Source organism: Salinispora pacifica DSM 45544 (genome assembly GCF_000378845.1).
Lineage (GTDB): Bacteria > Actinomycetota > Actinomycetes > Mycobacteriales > Micromonosporaceae > Micromonospora > Micromonospora pacifica.
This window is the reverse complement of the sequence record NZ_KB905359.1, coordinates 2,122,564-2,139,483: the sequence shown is the minus strand read 5'-3', so window position 1 is coordinate 2,139,483 and position 16,920 is coordinate 2,122,564. Positions and strand designations below refer to the sequence as shown.

Below are 16,920 nucleotides of genomic sequence, written 5' to 3'. Positions count from 1 at the left end.
GACCTGTGAAAAGGTGCGCACGCGTTGCGTGCGCACCTTTTCACAGCACGTTGAGCGCGGTGCAGAGCCAGCTGCCGCGGCGCTGTTCGAGGCGGACCGCCATCGCCCAGGTCCTGCCGGCTGGCCCGGCCAGCACGGCGGCCGCCTCGACGGCCGCGGCTCGTGGCTCGCATACCCGCAGCCGGCGGAGGCGCGTGCCGGGCCGGGTGGAGCGGCGTCGCACCGGCCCCGCGCGGGCGGTGGCGCGGGTCAACTCGGCCGCCAGCTCGGCAGTCTGGCTTGGATCGAGTAGTCGGCGCAGTTGGCTGTGGGGTCGATAGCCGTTGATCACCTCCAGGCAGGTGGTGACGAACCGATGCGCGACCCGGGTCGCCTCCGGGGTGGCGGTGGCCAGCGCTGTGGCGGGCATTCGGGTCGGTGCGCGCCGGGGCCGGGCTGGGCCCGGACCGGCCCCGGGACCTGGGTTGGGCGAGCGGGGCAGCGGGCCTGGGCCCAGCCGAAACAGGTCGAGCGCGAGTTGGCCGTCGATCGGCCAGTGGGCGGGGTCGTCCTCAACGCAGGGCGGGTCGATGGACGGGGCCGGGCGAAGTCGGACGGGGGGACGAGTCGGCTCGGGGCGGCGGACAGCAGACATCCCAGCCCTCCAAATCCTTGTGTTTGCCTTCGTTTGCCTACGGCAGCCACGATTCTGGAGGACAAAAGAGGGGATGGTCAATGCCTGTGGATGAGGGGCGACGGCGGGCTACTCAGGCTCACGTTCGGCGAGTGGGTTGTCGCGAACCCACTCGGCGGTCTCCGTGTACTTGTGGTTGATGTACTCCTCCAGCCGGGTGCGCTCCACCCGCCACTGACCACGTCCGCCGATCTTGATCGCGGGCAGCTCACCGCTGCGTACCATGTGGTAGACCTGCGAGTCCGACACATTCAGCTCGGCGGCGACCTCGGACAGCAGCAGGAACCTCGGCTCCGCCACGCACACTCCCGGAGTTGGCTACGTTTGCCTTAGTTTGCCACCAGCAGTCTCCCGAAGGCAGTGGGGTCCACCGCCCCACCGAGAGTGCGTCCGGAAACACACCGGGAACCCGACTTTCGTCGAGTCGGTCCGGGGTGTATGACGGTCACGGCGTACGGCATGACCGGCGCCCCAGACCGGCATCCGCCGGTGGAGCTGAACCCAGGGAGAACCGGTGACCAATGAGCATGTCCGGGTGTACGTCCCGGCGACCGTGCCGATGCTGACCCTGCTGCGGACCGCGGGGCTCCCCGCGGCCTCCGCGCACGCGGTCACCCCGGCGCTGCGCGAGTGGTACGCCGAGGGGGACGAGGAGGAGCTGGAGTACGTCGCGTTCACCCGAGCTGCCCAGGACGCGCTCCAACTCCTGCTGGCCGACGAGGCGGCGCCACGCCGCCGGGTCGTCGTCTCGGCTGATCTGCCCGCGGCGACGGTCGGACCGGGTGACGCGGACTCGGGAGCCAGCACGGTCGAGCTGGCCGGCCCGGTGCCCGTGGGGGCGGTGGCCGCCATTCACGTGGACGGGGTGGACGCGGTCAAGGATGTCGCCGCTGCGGCCCGGGTGGTGACCGATGCGCTCGGTGGTGATCCAGACGCGCAGTTCACCGTTGACGGCGCCGAAGACCATGAACTGGAGTGGTACGACCGCACAGAGCTGGACCAGCTTCTCGAACTGAGCTAGCCCAGCCGCTCGACCTGGTTGGCCGCATCCGATCCGACCCGGCTGACGCCGAACGCCTTCCGGTTGGAGCGGGGCTATGCCCCATCCGGTTCCTCCTCGTCCAGCGGGGCCGGTCCGAGGGTGCGGCCGAAGGCAATCATCGCGGTCAGCGCGCCGACGAAGAGCACCCAGATTCCGTTGTCCACCCGTGAGGTGCCGAGAGCGGTCTGTGCCACGGCGTCCGCCTCGCTGAGCGCGCCAGCCAGGTCGAGCAGGCGCCGCCCGCCGACGCGCAGGATCACCTCGGCGACGAGTAGCAGCAGGCCGGGCCCGGCTCCGGCGATCAGGTAGGCCGGCCAGCGCAGGGTGTGCGGATCATTGCGGTGCGTCGCCGCTCGGCGTCGGGACCAGGTCAGGTAGCCGAAGGCCAACAGCCCCGCCACCAGACCGGCGAGCAGGGATTCGGTGCGGGAGACCCACTTCGCGGCGTTGAGCAGCGACTCCTGGGTCTCGCCGGCGCCGAAGAGGTCGAAGAGCGGGTCCCGGGCCCAGCTGAACGCCACGACGAAGACGAGCGTGCCGAGACCGGCGGCCACCACCGCGCCGATCACCGGGGCGGTCCGCGTCGCGGCGATGCCCCCGCCGATGATGGCGGCGGCGGCGGTGGTGCCGGCGATCACGTTGGTGGTGGCTGTGTCGGCGTAGGTCAGGTTGATGGCGAAGGCGGCGGCGAGCCCGATCAGCAGCCCGCTGGCGACCGCCATGACAAAGCGCAGGGTGGCCCGGTCTCGACCCCGATGGGCGAGCAACTCCGCTCCGAACAGCGCGAAGGCGGCGCCGGCGACGAGCGCGGCAGAGATCACTCCGGGTAGGGCGAAGGCGGAGAGGCTGATCGCGGTGACTCCGGCCGCCGCCGAGTCGATCACCGCGCGGGTCGACCAGAGCATGGCGGTCAGCCAGCCGAGCGCCAGCAGGCCGAGCATCGGCGCGCCGGGGGCGAGGAGGCCGGCCCTTGCCGGCGCCGTTGGCGTGCCGGTCGCGAGCGGGCTCGCTGCGGTCGGGTGCTCTGGGCTCGCTTCGTCCTGGTACTCCGAGCCTGCTCCGTCCGCGTCCGGGCTTGTCTCGTCCGGGTCCGGGCTCGCCTGCGTCGGCTCCGTGGTGGCGGAGTCGCCGGGCTGCTTCGTCATCGTTGTCCCTTCGACCGGCATTCGGCCTGCGGCGCGGCCGGTGGTTCACCGGCCCACCAGGGTACGCGTCCGTCGTCGTCGGCCCGGGATCCGTGTCGGTCGGTGCGCGGAGAGTTGGGTGGTGGGGAAAGGGGCCCAAACGTGGGAGTATCAGTCGAGGTCCCGCCGCCGTGTCTGGCCCCTGCGGCCCCGGTGTCTGGCGTCCGGCCACCCGGCCGACGCTCTGTGGGTCCGCTACCCCCGCTGCCCCGAACGCCCAGGAGTTTTGTGATGGACGCCGTCTTCTCCGTGCCCGAGCCCCGCAACGAGCCGGTACGCCCCTACGAGCCGGGGGACACCGACCGGGATCGGCTGCAACGGCGGCTGGTCGAGCTGGCCAGCGACCGGATCGACCTGCCGATGACCATCGCGGGCGAGCAACGGATGGCCGGCGGTGCCTCGATCGACGTGGTGCAGCCCCACCGACACGCGCACGTGCTGGGTGTCACCGGCCATGCCACCCACGACGACGCGCGGGCCGCGGTGCAGGCCGCCAAGGACGCGGCGCCTGACTGGCGGGCGTTGCCGTTCGCAGAGCGGGCGGCGATCTTCCTGCGCGCCGCTGAGCTGCTCGCCGGGCCCTGGCGGGACACGCTGAACGCCGCCACGATGCTCGGCCAGTCGAAGACCGCGTTCCAGGCGGAGATCGACGCGGCCTGTGAATTCATCGACTTCCTTCGGTTCAACGTCCACTTCGCGCGCCGGCTCCTCGCCGAACAGCCCCTCTCCTCGTCCGGCACCTGGAACCGGTTCGACCACCGTCCGCTCGAGGGCTTCGTCTACGCGATCACCCCGTTCAACTTCACCGCGATCGCCGGCAACCTACCCACGGCGCCGGCCCTGCTCGGCAACACGGTGGTCTGGAAGCCGGCCCCCACCCAGCAGTTCGCCGCGCACTTCACGATGCGGCTCTTCGAGGCGGCGGGCCTGCCCCCCGGCGTGATCAACATGGTCACCGGGCGCGGCGAGGAGGTTTCCGACGTGGTGCTGACCGATCCCGACCTGGCCGGCATCCACTTCACCGGCTCCACCAAGGTCTTCCAGCAGCTCTGGCGAACCGTCGGCGAGGAGATCGCCAACTACCGGACCTACCCGCGCCTGGTCGGCGAGACCGGCGGCAAGGACTTCGTGGTAGCCCACCCCAGCGCTGATCCGGACGCGCTGCACACCGCCCTGATCCGCGGCGCGTACGAGTACCAGGGTCAGAAGTGCTCCGCGGCATCCCGCGCGTACATCCCGCGGTCGTTGTGGGCAGGTGGGCTGCGGGACCGGCTCGCTGCCACCGCGGAGGCGCTCACCTACGGCGACGTCACCGACTTCAGTAACTTCGGTGGCGCCGTCATCGACGCCAAGGCGTACGCGCGGCACACCGCCGCCCTAAAGTTGATCTCAGGGGATGACTCGTGCCAGGTCGTCGCCGGCGGCACCGCCGACGACTCGGTCGGCTACTTCGTCCGGCCGACGCTCTTCGAGTGCACCGACGCCGCGCACGAAACCTTCACCACCGAGTACTTTGGGCCGATCCTCGGCGTGCACGTCTTCGACGACGCTCGCTTCGACGAGGTGGTCACCCAGGCCGAGTCGATCGCGCCGTACGCGTTGACCGGCGCCATTTTCGCAACCGACCGGCAGGTGGTCGACCGGGTCGCCGAGCGGATGCGGTATGCGGCCGGCAACTTCTACATCAACGACAAGCCCACCGGTGCGGTGGTCGGTCAGCAGCCGTTCGGCGGCGCTCGCGCCAGTGGCACCAACGATAAGGCCGGCTCCTGGCAGAACCTGGTCCGATGGATGTCCCCTCGTACGATCAAAGAAACCTTCGTCCCGCCGACCGACCACACCTATCCCCACATGCGCTAACCAGAAGGACCCCTTCGCTACGTCGACCGCCCGGCTTGGGGGAGGGGTCCTTTCATCCACTCAATATCGATAGACAGTGCACATAGGAAGCCCTTACGGGTGGCGAAAAGGTGAAATCCTGGACGCCGCGACTGCAAAGTGGCAGCGTGGGAGTCATGGCGGATTCCGGAGTCAATCCCACGGCGGCGGCCCTGCTCGGGCTGCTTCACGAGGGCCCGATGACAGGTGGTCAACTGATGGCCGCCGCCGAGCGCCGATTGGCGCCGTACTGGTCAATGACCCGCAGCCAGGTCTACCGAGAGCTGCCCGTGCTGGCCGAAAAGGGGCTGGTGCGGCTCGGTAAACCAGGGCCGCGGATGAGTCAGCCGTATGCGATCACCGCTGCGGGTAAACGGACCTTCTCCCGATGGCTGACGGAGGAGCCCGGTCGGGACACCATTCGAAACCCGATCGCGCTGCGGTTCGCCTTCGGGAACCTGCACTCGGCCAGCCAGCTCAAGAACCTTCAGACAGCTGCGAACGAGTACCACACCGAGGCCTTGGCCCGGGTTCGGGAGCAGGTAAAGAATGCGAAGAAGGAAGGCGAGACGTACGACGCCAGCGCCTTGGAGTTCGCCGTCGCCTACCACAAGGCCGCCCTGTCCTGGCTCAAGTCCGCCCAGGTCGGCTGACCCGGCGGTTGCCCCCGGGCCTGGGCGCAGGTAGCCCCAGGTCCGGAAGACTCTGCCCCGGATCGGCCGGCCCGGAGGAAGACCCGCCTCGGCCGCGGGGTGGCTGTGGCGTGGGCTGCGGGGCCGCCGGCTCGCGCCCGCACGCGGGGCTCGTTTCCGCTGCGCCTGCGCCCGCAAGCTTGCCCCTGCTCCCGCAAGCTCGCTCCTCGCCCGCGCTGGGTTTGTTCGGCGCAGGCTGCGGGGCTCGCAAGCTCGCTCCTCGCCCGCGCTGGGTTTGTTCGGCGCAGGCTGCGGGGCTCGCAAGCTCGCTCCTCGCCCGCGCAGTAGTCTTGTCTGTCGTGACCGATGCCGACTACGCCGAACAGCTCAAGGACCTCGACGCCACTCTTCGCAACATCGAGTCGGTGCTCGACATCGACCGGCTGCGGGCGGACAAGGCCCGTCTGGAGGAGGCCGCCTCCGCCCCCGACCTCTGGGACGACCAGGCCCGGGCGCAACAGGTCACCTCACAGCTGTCGTACGTGAATGGGGAGATCAACAAGCTCGCGGAGCTTCGTTCTCGCCTCGAAGACGCCAAGGTGCTGCTGGAACTGGCCGAGGCGGAGTCCGACCCGGGTGCCTTCGCCGAGGTCGAGACGGAGGTTGCCGGGCTGGCCAAGGCCATCGACGAGATGGAGGTCCGCACCCTGCTCTCCGGTGAGTACGACTCCCGGGAGGCGCTGGTGGCGATCCGCGCCGGTGCCGGCGGCGTGGACGCGGCAGACTTCGCCGAGATGCTGCTGCGGATGTACCTGCGCTGGGCCGAGCGGCACGGCTACCCCACCGAGGTCTACGAGACCTCTTACGCCGAGGAGGCCGGGCTCAAGTCGGCCACCTTCACGGTCAAGGTGCCGTACGCGTACGGCACGCTCAGCGTCGAGTCGGGTACCCACCGGCTGGTCCGGATCAGCCCCTTCGACAATCAGGGCCGGCGGCAGACCAGCTTCGCCGGGGTCGAGGTGCTCCCGGTGGTGGAACAGACCGATCACATCGACATTCCCGAGAACGAGATGCGCTTTGATGTCTACCGGTCGTCCGGCCCCGGCGGGCAGAGCGTGAACACGACCGACTCGGCGGTGCGGATCACCCACATACCGACCGGCATCGTGGTCACCTGTCAGAACGAGAAGTCCCAGCTGCAGAACAAGGCGTCCGCGCTGCGCGTCCTCCAGGCCCGACTGTTGGAGCGGAAGCGCCAAGAGGAGCAGGCCAAGCTCCAGGGCCTGAAGACCGACGCCGCCGGCTCCTGGGGTGACCAGATGCGTTCGTACGTCCTGCATCCGTACCAGATGGTGAAGGACCTTCGAACGGAGCAGGAGACCGGGACACCCTCCGCGGTCTTCGATGGCGAGTTGGACGCCTTCATTGAGGCCGGTATCCGGTGGCGAAAGCAACAGCAGCTTGCTGATGACAAAGCGTGACCGATCATGGGCGCAGCGCACCATCGAAAATCGTGAGTGCTGGCAGATCGACGACGTGCCCGGAATTTGAGGGGCGCGGGATTTGGCACATCTGTTACACCGCGTAGACTCACGACCCGTGATTCAGCTTGAGCAAGTGACGAAGACGTACCCGAAGGCGTCCCGGCCTTCGCTCGACAACGTGTCCGTCGCGATCGAGAAGGGCGAGTTCGTCTTCTTCATCGGCCCATCCGGCTCCGGCAAGTCCACCATCATCAAGATGCTGCTACACGAGGTTGCGCCCAATAAGGGACGGATCGTCGTGAACGGCAAGGATGTCACGTCGATGCGCTCCTGGAAGCGGCCCGCCTTCCGGCGCTCGATCGGCTGCGTGTTCCAGGACTTCCGGCTGCTACCGAACCGCACCGCCTACGAGAACGTGGCGTTCGCGCTCGAGGTGATCGGCAAAACCAAGGCGGTTGCCCGCCGGGTGGTACCGGAGGTGCTGGAGCTGGTCGGGCTGGGTGGCAAGGAGCACCGCTACCCGCAGGAGCTCTCCGGTGGTGAGCAGCAGCGGGTGGCGGTCGCGCGAGCGTTCGTGAACCGTCCGCTTATCCTGCTCGCGGACGAGCCGACCGGAAACCTCGACCCGGACACCTCCATCGAGATCATGCGTTTGTTGGACCGGATCAACCGCACCGGTACGACCGTCGTGATGGTTACCCACGACTCGAACATCGTGAACCAGATGCGCCGCCGGGTCATCGAGATTGAGAGCGGCCGGATCGTCCGCGACCAGGCTCGCGGCGTCTACGGGTGAGCCGGCGCTCCACCTCGACTGACGACCACCACCTGCCGGAGACGCGGAGGAATCTTCGATGCGCTTGAAATACGTCCTGTCCGAGGTCCTGGTCGGACTGTGGCGCAACGTGACCATGACCATCGCAATGATCATTACGATGGCGGTCTCGCTGACCATGCTCGGCGCGAGCGGTCTGATCTACGTCAAGGTCGCCGAGATGAAGGAGCTGTACTTCGAGAACATCGAGGTCTCGATCTTCCTGGAGACCGAGGTCACCGAGGAACAGAAGACAGCGATCCAGGCCAAGCTGGATGCCGACCCGCTGATCGAGAGCGTCACGTACGTCAACAAAGAAGAGGCGTACGAGATTGTCGAGGAGATCTTTCGGGACTCCCCGGACCTGCTCAGTGCGATCGGTCCGGAGGTGCTGCCGGAGTCGTACCGGCTGAAGCTGGTGAACCCGCAGGAGTACCAGGCGATCGGGGAGCAGTACGCCGAGATTGAGGGCGTCGACCAGGTGATCGACAAGTCCAGCGTACTCGACAAGATCTTCAAACTCTTCTCCGCCGGTCAGAATATCGCCCTCGTCGCGGCGATCGCGATGGCTGTCGCCGCCCTGCTCCTGGTCGCCAACACGATCCAGGTCGCCGCCTACAGCAAGCGGCGCGAGGTCGCGGTGATGAAGCTCGTCGGCGCGTCGAACTGGTTCATCCAGGCGCCCTTCGTCCTGGAAGCCGTGGTCGCCGGCCTGATCGGATCCCTACTCGGCCTCGGCGCCCTCGCCGGGCTGAAGGTCTTCCTCTTCGACGGCGCACTGCGCGCCCTCCAGGGGCTCTTCGCGCCGGTCAGCTGGGGTGAGGTGCTGCTGGCCTTCCCCCTGATGGCCGCCGTCGGAGCTCTGATCAGCGCGATCACCGCCTGGGTCACGCTCCGCTTCTACCTGCGGGTCTAGTGCCCGCCGGGCGGCCGCTGGGGCCGCCCGCGCACCCTGTCGGACCAGGGCTCCCCCGCACCGGAAATAATCGGCGCGGGGGAGCCCTTGTCCTCCGGTAGGATGATCGCCGCTGTCGACCCAAGGGGCGCAGCGACCAGGCTGTTCGACCAGGGACGCAGCGATCAGGAAGGGAGGTGGCGCCGATGCCACGGGAGAAGGGGCGGAAGGTCGTCGCCTCCAACCGGAAGGCCCGCCACGACTACTCGATCCTCGACACCTACGAGGCGGGGATGGCGTTGACCGGCACCGAGGTCAAGTCGCTGCGGGCGGGGCGGGCGTCGCTGGTGGACGCCTTCGCCCAGGAACGCAACGGCGAGCTCTATCTGCACGGGATGCACATCCCGGAGTACGTGCAGGGCACCTGGACCAACCACGAGCCCCGACGCACCCGCAAACTACTGCTCAACCGCATCGAGATCGACCGGCTGATCGGCAAGACCCGGGAGAGTGGGCTCACGATCGTCCCGCTGCAGGTCTACTTCTCCGACGGCTGGGCCAAGGTCGAGATCGGCGTCGCCAAGGGCAAGAAGTCGTACGACAAGCGGCAGGACCTCGCCAAGCGGGACGCGCAACGGGAGATCGCCCGGGCCGCCGGTCGGCGGGGCAAGGGGATGGAAGACTGAGCTGACGCCCGGCTGGGGCGGGATGAAACCCGTTGCGTCAGGCGTTAGGCTTATCGGTGCCGCCAACAGGGGCGGCCCGTCGAGGGGGTGACTGGTTTCGACTTCGTACGTTGCGGCAGGGGAAGCGAGCCGAGGAAGCCAACGTCGTCTCGGAAATCGTTCGTTGGAAAACAATAAGCGCCAAGCAGAATCGCGCTGACTTCGCTCTCGCCGCCTGAGGCGAGTAGCAAGTCTGTCGGCCTGGGAGTGCCTTCGACCCAGTTAGCCGGCATCAGCTAGGAGGCTGGCCAATCGGCCCCGGTCGCGGGGGCCGTGCGGCGAGATTAATCAGCGACTGGGCCCGTCACACCGACTCGCTCGCGTGATCGGAGGGGCCGAGTAGAGGCACAGCGAGCTGCGCTCGGAGAAGCCCTGGCAAGGCGGCGAAGGACCCGGGTTCGATTCCCGGCACCTCCACCACCTGGCCGATGCGCCCCGGTCCACCCGGACCGGGGCGCATCGGCGTTTCTGGCCTCGAACCTCCGTGCCGCCGGGTACCACCAGGCCCGGCGACGAGTGCCACCGATGGATGGGAACGAGTGCCACCGGTGGACGGGAACCAGTGCGCGGTGGCGGGCGTCGGAAGAGTATGCGTCGAGTATTCGTCACCCTGTGCGTGCCCCTGCTGCTGGTCGCCGGTTGCGCGCCGGCCGACTCGGAGCCGGCCGACGCCCCCCCGCCGGACGGCCGGCAGGCGGCGTTCGAAGAGCGGGCCACCCAGATCGCCGCGGCCTGGCAGCCCGGCCCATCCTGGAGTGACGGGTACATCCCACTCCAGGAGCCCGCCATGACCGTCGGAGACCCCGGCTTCACCCCGGACACTCAGGCCGCCTTCCAGGCCGGCTGGTACCGGGACCAGATTCCGCTGCCGACGGACCAGCCCGAAGACGGCACCATCCAGTTCCCCTCCGGCACCCTCACCGTGCCGCTGGTCAGCGCTGCCGAGGCGTACCGGGAACTCGACCGGGGCGACCCACCGGCCTGCGACGGGCGGCCGACGAACCCGGCCACCCCACCAGCCCCGGCGGATGGGCCGGACACCGGGGTGAGCACCTCGCCGCAGACCGCCTGCATCCCGCTCACCGTCACCGCCGTCGAGCTCGACAGCGTGCCGGTGCGGACCAGTCGCGGCGAGGCAGCGGTGCCGGCCTGGCTGTTCACCATTGACGAGCTGACCGCCCCGGTGGCCCGGCTCGCGGTCGCCCCGACCGCCGTCGGAGAGCCGCCGGAGCCGACCGCACCCACCGCGCCACTGCCCCAGGAACTGGTCGGGGCGCTGGACCTGCGCGCCGTGGACGACGCCACGCTGACCGTGCGGGTCGGCATCGGTGCGTGTGACACCAGCGTCACCCCACTGGTATACGAACAGGATGACGTGGTGGTGGTCGGCGGCGCGGTGACCCGCAGCACCGGTGTCTGCACCGAGCAGCTTCTGCTCGAACCGGTGACCGTGCAGCTAGCCGCCCCGCTGGGGGAGCGGACCGTCCTCGACGTGCTCGGCGGTGGGCCGCTGCGGCTCACCACCGGCTGACCGGCGACGGCCCGGCCGCCGGGCTCAGGGCAGCGCGAAGGGAAGCTTGATGCCCTCCAGGGCTGACCCGCAGGCGCAGTCCCGATCGGCCGGCAGCTGGGCCACCGCGGTGAAGAGCAGCTCCCGCAGGCGGGCGGTGTTCTCGCCGAAGACCCGGAACACCTCCTCCTGGGTCACCGATCCGCCGCCCGGCACGCCCGCATCGTGGTCGGTGACCAGCGCGATCGACGAGTAGCAGAGGGCCAACTCCCGGGCGAGCACCGCCTCCGGGTGGCCGGTCATGTTGACCACCGTTCCGCCGATGGCCGTGAACCAACGCGACTCGGCACGGGTGGAGAAGCGGGGACCCTCGACGACCACCACCGTCCCCCCGTCCACCGCCGGCAGGCCCCGCTCGGCGCCGGCGGCGAGCAGCGTACGCCGGCCGACCGGGCAGTACGGGTCGGCGAAGGAGACGTGCACCGCGCCCCGGTCGTAGTAGGTCTGTGCCCGACCACTGGTGCGGTCGATCAGCTGGTCCGGCACGACGAACGTGCCGGGGCCCAACTCCGGGCGCAGCCCGCCGACCGCGCAGGGGGCGAGCACCTGGCGGACCCCGAGCGAGCGCAGCGCCCACAGATTGGCCCGGTAGGGGATCTGGTGCGGCGGATGCCGGTGATCCCGGCCGTGCCGGGGCAGGAACGCCAACCGGCGGCCCGCGACCTCGGCGATCGTGACCACGTCGGACGGCGACCCGTACGGGGTGTCTACTACGTGCTCGGTGGCGCCGTCGAGCAGGGCGTACAGCCCCGACCCGCCGATCACCGCGAGTTCTGCCGTGGGACTCACCGAACCTCCCTCGTCTCTGTCGCGTCAGACCTTAGCCAGCGACCCAGCAGCAGGCTATGGTGCCAGGCATGACGTTGACGGGGTGGCTGGCACCGGTGTCCCCGGTTGTCCGGGCACGGTCGGACTGACGGGATGTCCGACATGCAGGAAGAGGGGCGGGCGATCGGCGGGCAGGCGACGGAGTCGATGGCCGGGCGGTTGCTGGTCGCGGCACCGACGTTGAAGGATCCGAACTTCGACCGGACCGTGGTGCTGCTGGTCGCCCACGAACCGGGCGGGGCGCTGGGCGTCGTGCTCAACCGGGCCACCGAGATTCCGGTGGCGGAGGTACTCGGCGACTGGGGTGAGTTGGCCCGTGACCCGGCCGTGGTCTTCGAAGGGGGCCCGGTGCAGCCGGATTCGGCGATCTGCCTCGCCCGCATGCGCCACCCGCTGCGGCCGATGAAGAGCTTCCAGCAGATCTCCGGTGCGGTCGGCACGCTCGACCTGACGGTGGACCCGGAGCAGCTGCGGGAGAGTATCGTGGGCATCCGGGTCTTCGCCGGCTACTCCGGGTGGGAGTCGGGCCAGCTGGAGCAGGAGATCGCGGAGGGCTCCTGGTTCGTCCTGGACGCGTTGCCCGGCGACGCCTTCGTCGATCGTCCGGACGACCTGTGGCCGATGGTGCTGCGCCGGCAGGGCGGCATGATGGCGGCGGTGGCGCACTTCCCGGCGGATGTGGCGCTCAACTGACCCGGTGCGGTGGCGGGCACCCCGCGCGATGACCGCGCCGGCCGCCGTGTGTATAGTTCTCCCGTGCCCGGGCGACCGGGTAGTGCACAGGGGGCCGTGGCGCAGCTGGTAGCGCACCACACTGGCAGTGTGGGGGTCAGGGGTTCGAGTCCCCTCGGCTCCACCGACCGCACCATTGTGCGACCGGTGGTTCATCTGAGATGCCCCGTCCGTTCCGGGCGGGGCATCGTCATGTCGGTGGGAATCCTGACCACGTGCCGACCCCATTGTTGCTGCGGGTCGCTGTCCCGGTTGACCCGTTGAATTCAAGACCGTCATGCACCTGTCGGCCAGTCAGGCCGCGGGACCGCACCTGTCACCTGCCGGTGAGCAGACCCGTGGATCTGCCCGTAGCGTGGGGAGCGGATCTTGCTCAGGTGGGCCTGTCGCTGGCGGTGCCCGCAGACTTCCCAAGGGTGCTCACCGCGGTCGGTCAGGATCTCCTGAACGGGCGGCGCGGGGGAGGATTCCGGATCTGTCGGTGTTAACTGCCGTTGCCGCGACGGCCACCCCTATCGCTTCCAGTACGGATCTCCGTATTGCTATGGTTCGTCGTCTCGCAGACGTCGGAAGGCGGGCGTCATGATATGAGCAGAACCCGACCGGTGGACGTCGCTGACCTGTAAGTCCGGCCCGGGGTTAGCTGTCACATAGGTCGGGTTGATGCCCGTATGGGGTGTGGTCGGGGGCACGGTGGTGGCGGAATCCCGGCCGCCGTCAGGGCGTTACACCATGCGTACGACCGAGCCGGCGTTCCGCCGATGGCGGATGCCAGCCGTGCGTGAGCCCCGGAATGTTGGCGGCCCGCCGGTCGTTACATCTGGACCCGGCGCCGTGCGTGTCCCCCCGACCGCGGTAGCCGAGGATCCTCTCTCCCCTGTTTTGTTGAGCGCCGGACGGTGCTTGCACCCGCCCCTTTGCCGCCTGAAGGCCCCCCCCCCTTTTTCCTTCGGGCGTGCGTGTGGGTGTCGACCCCCGAATGGAGCAACCCTCATGATGAACACGATTCTGCGTCGTAGCGTCCTTGGTATCGCTGGTCTGGCCCTGTCCACCGGTGTCGTCGCCGGCCCCCTGGCCACCCTCACCACCCCCACCCCGGCCGCTGCTGCGGCCGTTCAGGTCGCGAAGCCGGACAGGGACACGCTGATCCCGCACGGCACCCAGGGCAAGCAGTCACGCATCGACCTGGGCGACGAGCAGGTCGCCAACGTCAAGGCCATCATCGAGGCCACCAAGAAGGCCGGCATGGACGAACGTGCCGCCGTGGTGGCGATCGGCACCAGCCTGCAGGAGTCGAAGCTGGAGAACCTGGGACACCTGGGCGCGCGTAACGACCACGACTCGCAGGGCCTGTTCCAGCAGCGCCCGTCGTCTGGTTGGGGCACGGTGGAGCAGATCACCGACCCCGCCTACTCCACCACCGCCTTCCTCAACGGCCTCAAGCAGGTCGAGGGCTGGCAGGACATGCCGTTGACCGAGGCCGCGCAGAAGGTGCAGGTGTCGGCGTACCCGTTCCACTACGCCCAGTGGGAGACCCAGGCCGCTGACCTGGTGGCCGAGCACTGGACCAGCTGACCCCACCCGCACCACCCACAACAAACCCCCGCAGACCTGACCCACACAAAGGGGGAAAGAAACTGTTGGCCGGCACCCGAACCGGGTGCCGGCCAACAGTCGTCTCGCTGCCGCCGATGATCGTGCGGGATCCGGAGCGATCTCGTACAACGGTCTGCTGAGCGTCCGGCGTGTGCGGAGTCACTTCCCCGCAAGCGACCGCTAGCGATCATCTGACGGTAGAACGTAAGGCATGAGTAGCCGAGGCGATCATTACGGGATTCGGCGCGGTCGCGAGTCGGACGTCGATCAGCTCGCCCGCCTGCAGGCGGCCGTTCAACTGCAGGCGGCAACCGGCGGAGAACCACACGCGGGGATCACCGCATGGGTTCACGATCTGCTGAGCGGGCATCCTTCGGTCACACCTGACGACTTCCTGGTCGTGGAGGACACCACCACCGGCCGGCTGGCGGCCAGTTTGGTCGGTCTTCGTCAGGAGTGGAACCTGGCCGGGATTCGGCTGCCGGTGATTCAGGTCGAGTTGGTGGGCACGGCACCGGAGCATCGCGGGAACCAGCTCACCGAACGGCTACTCGCCGCGCTGCACGACCGCTGCGCGACCGAACGCGTGCCACTCCAGATCGTCGAAGGGATTCCCCACTTCTACCGTCGGTTTGGCTACGACTACGCGCTGACCCACGGCGGTGCACCCACGGTGCCCGCCACCGCCCTACCGGACGCCTACCCGGGGGCCTGGACCGTCCGCCCCGCCACCGCGGCCGACGCGGACGCCCTCGCCCGCCTCGACCGACGGCAGGTGGACGGGGATGCTCTGGTCTGCCCACGCGACGCCGCCGCCTGGCGGTACGAGATCGTGGGCCGCCGGGCGGAGGCTCTCGTTCGCCGCGAGGTCGCCGTACTGCTGCGCGACGAGCAGGTCCAGGGATATCTGGTGCACAGCACCGCGCTCTCCGCGGCGGGAGAGCTGACGGTGCTCGCCGCGACCTGCGAGCCTGCCGGGCGCTGGCCGGAGGCCGCCGCCGCGACGTACGCCTATCTCGGCCGGGTCGGTCGGCGCTACGCCACGACGGCCCAGCACCCGTTCCACGCGGTGCGTCTGTTGCTCGATCCGGACCACCTCCTGGCCCGGATCGGGCCCACCGGGATACCGACGCGCCCCAGGGCCTGGTATGCCCGAACCGGCGACCCGGTCGAGTTGCTCGCCCACCTTGCCCCGCTGCTACGCCGCCGTTGGCAGTCAGCCGATCTGCGTTGGCCCGAGTCCACGCTCGTGATTGACACCTACACCGCGAGCGCTCACCTCGAGTTCGACGACGGTGAACTAATGGCGATGACGGCGAGACGGAGCACGATCGGTCCGAGCTCCGACGCGAGCCATCATGCCGCCATTCCACCAGGTGCCCTGCTGCACCTCGCCGTTGGTCACCGCACCCTGCCTGAGGTGCTCGATGCCTGGCCGGACGCCGCCGTGCGCGACGGCCTCACCGAGCAGTTCCTGACAGCCGCGTTCCCGCGCGTACCGGTGCGGGTCTGGCCGTGTAACTGACGGGCCACGATCCTTAGCCGCGTTGTGCCAGATCACACGCTGATTCTGCCTCGCGTGTCTTCGATCCAGGCGTCTGGTGTGGCTGCGGTGGCGTGACAGTTCGGGGTCATCGACGGCAGGTCTCCCGGCGGCGGGAAGGCCAAGTGCTTCGCCTACAACAGGGCAGCTCCCGGCCGGGCGGGATGTGCGAGCACGTGCAGGCTGTGCGCGTCGATCAGGACGAGTGCGACGACGAGGGCTCAGCAGGAGCCGTACCGGTAGGTGCCGCTGCCGGGCGCGGTGACGCCGACGTCGCGGCGGACGACCGAGACCTCGTCACCGACCGCTGAGCACGCCTTCGCGAACGCACTGTCGGTGTACTCGATGACAATGACGTTGTCGCCGTACACGCCGGTGAAGTAGTCACACTCGTTGTAGCGCCCACACTCCTCGGCGATGGCGAAGTCGAGTCCGGCGTTCCTGCCACGCGTACCGAGGTCGGTGGTGTTCTTTTGCCCGATGGCGAGCCCTGCATCGTGGGCGTGTGGCGCCAGCAACTCCAGGTAGGCGATCGCGTCATGGATGGCGAGCAGGCCCTCAGACCGCTCGTACGAGTCGATATTATCTGGTTCGATCGCCTGGTAGCCGGCCCGCGCGCAGCCGTCGAACCAGTTCTGGACGATACCCGCGATTGCCGCACGTTTGGCCGAGGTCGATATATCGAGCAGAATTTCGTTCCAGTCGCCATCAACGACGTAGTTTCCGTCGGAATCGCGGAGCAGGAGGTCATCGTGCTGACTCTGCCACCAGTCAACCTCGTTGGGCTGCACCTGGAACGCGTTGACGTAGCAGATGTTGTAGAGGTTGGCGGCGATCGGATCCTGTCGGTCGCGGCTTACGACCCGCACCCCGGGTGGGGGCGGGTAGGCAGCGCCGATTTGATAGTCGAATTTCGCATTGACCGGTGGTAAGACCGTGGTGGAGGCGGTCGGCACGACTGGGGCGGGTGCCGGGTCGTTGTGCGCATAGACCCCGACCGAGACTGTGAGTGCGGTAGCGGTGAGCACGGTGCATGCGGCAAGCATCGACCGGGTGAAACTAGCCATTGAACAACTCCAGGGAAGGGCTATGCCGGGGCGCCTGGTCGCGGGCGGGATAGTTCGGCAAGCCCAACCCGACTGCCCGGCACGAACGTTGCTACCAACCAAACTCCGCTGACAAGCCAACGTCAATGGCCGTTTATACCCTCATCCGATGACACAACGGGCACAGGTGGAGTTCCTCGCCGCGATCGCCGCCACGCCCGCTGCTGTCGGAAGTCACCCCAAGCGTGGGGGGCGAGAGCAGCACGTCGTTTCTACGG

General features: G+C 68.7%; 16 protein-coding genes, 1 tRNA gene and 1 other RNA gene. 13 read left to right on the top strand and 5 right to left on the bottom strand.

The features are described 5' to 3' along the window. Positions 1–40 precede the first annotated feature (40 nt). Positions 41–634: an Rv3235 family protein gene (locus SALPAC3_RS0109590; protein ID WP_026185396.1), complete on the bottom strand. Its 594-nt coding sequence runs from the start codon at positions 632–634 to the stop codon at positions 41–43. Positions 635–742: 108 nt separating this feature from the next. Continuing rightward, positions 743–973: a helix-turn-helix domain-containing protein gene (locus SALPAC3_RS0109585; protein ID WP_018810795.1), complete on the bottom strand. Its 231-nt coding sequence runs from the start codon at positions 971–973 to the stop codon at positions 743–745. A gap of 214 nt (positions 974–1,187) precedes the next feature. Here SALPAC3_RS0109585 and SALPAC3_RS0109580 point away from each other — a divergent pair, with 214 nt between their 5' ends. Then, the gene (locus tag SALPAC3_RS0109580; RefSeq protein ID WP_018221021.1) at positions 1,188–1,694 is read left to right on the top strand and encodes a DUF6912 family protein; all 507 of its coding nucleotides are present in this window, start codon (positions 1,188–1,190) and stop codon (positions 1,692–1,694) included. A 74-nt stretch (positions 1,695–1,768) separates the two neighbouring features. Here the strand turns inward: SALPAC3_RS0109580 and SALPAC3_RS0109575 are convergent, their stop codons facing one another. Then, entirely contained in the window at positions 1,769–2,860 is a 1,092-nt protein-coding gene (locus tag SALPAC3_RS0109575) for a hypothetical protein (RefSeq protein ID WP_018221020.1), read from the bottom strand. A gap of 270 nt (positions 2,861–3,130) precedes the next feature. On the opposite strand from SALPAC3_RS0109575, the gene pruA reads away from it, so the two are divergent. The 8 genes from pruA to SALPAC3_RS0109540 all read left to right on the top strand — a co-directional run bounded on the left by pruA (position 3,131) and on the right by SALPAC3_RS0109540 (position 10,858). Beyond that, complete coding sequence (gene pruA / locus SALPAC3_RS0109570; protein WP_018221019.1) at positions 3,131–4,759, top strand: L-glutamate gamma-semialdehyde dehydrogenase; 1,629 nt, start codon at positions 3,131–3,133, stop codon at positions 4,757–4,759. 155 nt (positions 4,760–4,914) lie between these two features. After that, entirely contained in the window at positions 4,915–5,430 is a 516-nt protein-coding gene (locus SALPAC3_RS0109565; protein ID WP_018221018.1) for a PadR family transcriptional regulator, read from the top strand. A 338-nt stretch (positions 5,431–5,768) separates the two neighbouring features. Next, complete coding sequence (prfB, locus tag SALPAC3_RS0109560; RefSeq protein ID WP_018221017.1) at positions 5,769–6,890, top strand: peptide chain release factor 2; 1,122 nt, start codon at positions 5,769–5,771, stop codon at positions 6,888–6,890. 118 nt (positions 6,891–7,008) lie between these two features. Beyond that, positions 7,009–7,689, top strand: a complete 681-nt coding sequence (gene ftsE, locus SALPAC3_RS0109555) for a cell division ATP-binding protein FtsE (protein WP_018721072.1) — start codon at positions 7,009–7,011, stop codon at positions 7,687–7,689. Between the two features lie 58 nt (positions 7,690–7,747). Continuing rightward, the gene (ftsX, locus tag SALPAC3_RS0109550; protein ID WP_018221015.1) at positions 7,748–8,623 is read left to right on the top strand and encodes a permease-like cell division protein FtsX; all 876 of its coding nucleotides are present in this window, start codon (positions 7,748–7,750) and stop codon (positions 8,621–8,623) included. 185 nt (positions 8,624–8,808) lie between these two features. Then, on the top strand, positions 8,809–9,288 hold the full coding sequence (gene smpB, locus SALPAC3_RS0109545; protein WP_026185395.1) for an SsrA-binding protein SmpB: 480 nt from the start codon (positions 8,809–8,811) through the stop codon (positions 9,286–9,288). 83 nt (positions 9,289–9,371) lie between these two features. Continuing rightward, positions 9,372–9,747, top strand: a transfer-messenger RNA (tmRNA) gene (ssrA, locus tag SALPAC3_RS26910). 169 nt (positions 9,748–9,916) lie between these two features. After that, a complete protein-coding gene (locus SALPAC3_RS0109540; protein ID WP_026185394.1) occupies positions 9,917–10,858 on the top strand; it encodes a hypothetical protein in 942 nt (313 codons plus the stop codon). 24 nt (positions 10,859–10,882) lie between these two features. Here the strand turns inward: SALPAC3_RS0109540 and SALPAC3_RS0109535 are convergent, their stop codons facing one another. Beyond that, the gene (locus tag SALPAC3_RS0109535) at positions 10,883–11,686 is read right to left on the bottom strand and encodes an S-methyl-5'-thioadenosine phosphorylase (RefSeq protein WP_026185393.1); all 804 of its coding nucleotides are present in this window, start codon (positions 11,684–11,686) and stop codon (positions 10,883–10,885) included. Positions 11,687–11,818: 132 nt separating this feature from the next. Here SALPAC3_RS0109535 and SALPAC3_RS0109530 point away from each other — a divergent pair, with 132 nt between their 5' ends. The 4 genes from SALPAC3_RS0109530 (at position 11,819) to SALPAC3_RS0109515 (ending at position 15,578) form a co-directional block, all read left to right on the top strand. After that, positions 11,819–12,418: a YqgE/AlgH family protein gene (locus SALPAC3_RS0109530; protein WP_018221011.1), complete on the top strand. Its 600-nt coding sequence runs from the start codon at positions 11,819–11,821 to the stop codon at positions 12,416–12,418. A 90-nt stretch (positions 12,419–12,508) separates the two neighbouring features. After that, positions 12,509–12,581, top strand: a tRNA-Ala gene (locus SALPAC3_RS0109525). 872 nt (positions 12,582–13,453) lie between these two features. Then, positions 13,454–14,032 (top strand): hypothetical protein, encoded by a 579-nt coding sequence (locus SALPAC3_RS0109520; RefSeq protein ID WP_026185391.1) that lies wholly within the window; start codon positions 13,454–13,456, stop codon positions 14,030–14,032. A gap of 232 nt (positions 14,033–14,264) precedes the next feature. Continuing rightward, complete coding sequence (locus SALPAC3_RS0109515; protein WP_018221009.1) at positions 14,265–15,578, top strand: GNAT family N-acetyltransferase; 1,314 nt, start codon at positions 14,265–14,267, stop codon at positions 15,576–15,578. 239 nt (positions 15,579–15,817) lie between these two features. On the opposite strand, the gene SALPAC3_RS0109510 is transcribed toward SALPAC3_RS0109515, so the two are convergent. After that, a complete protein-coding gene (locus SALPAC3_RS0109510; protein ID WP_018221008.1) occupies positions 15,818–16,663 on the bottom strand; it encodes an endo alpha-1,4 polygalactosaminidase in 846 nt (281 codons plus the stop codon). Positions 16,664–16,920 lie beyond the last annotated feature (257 nt).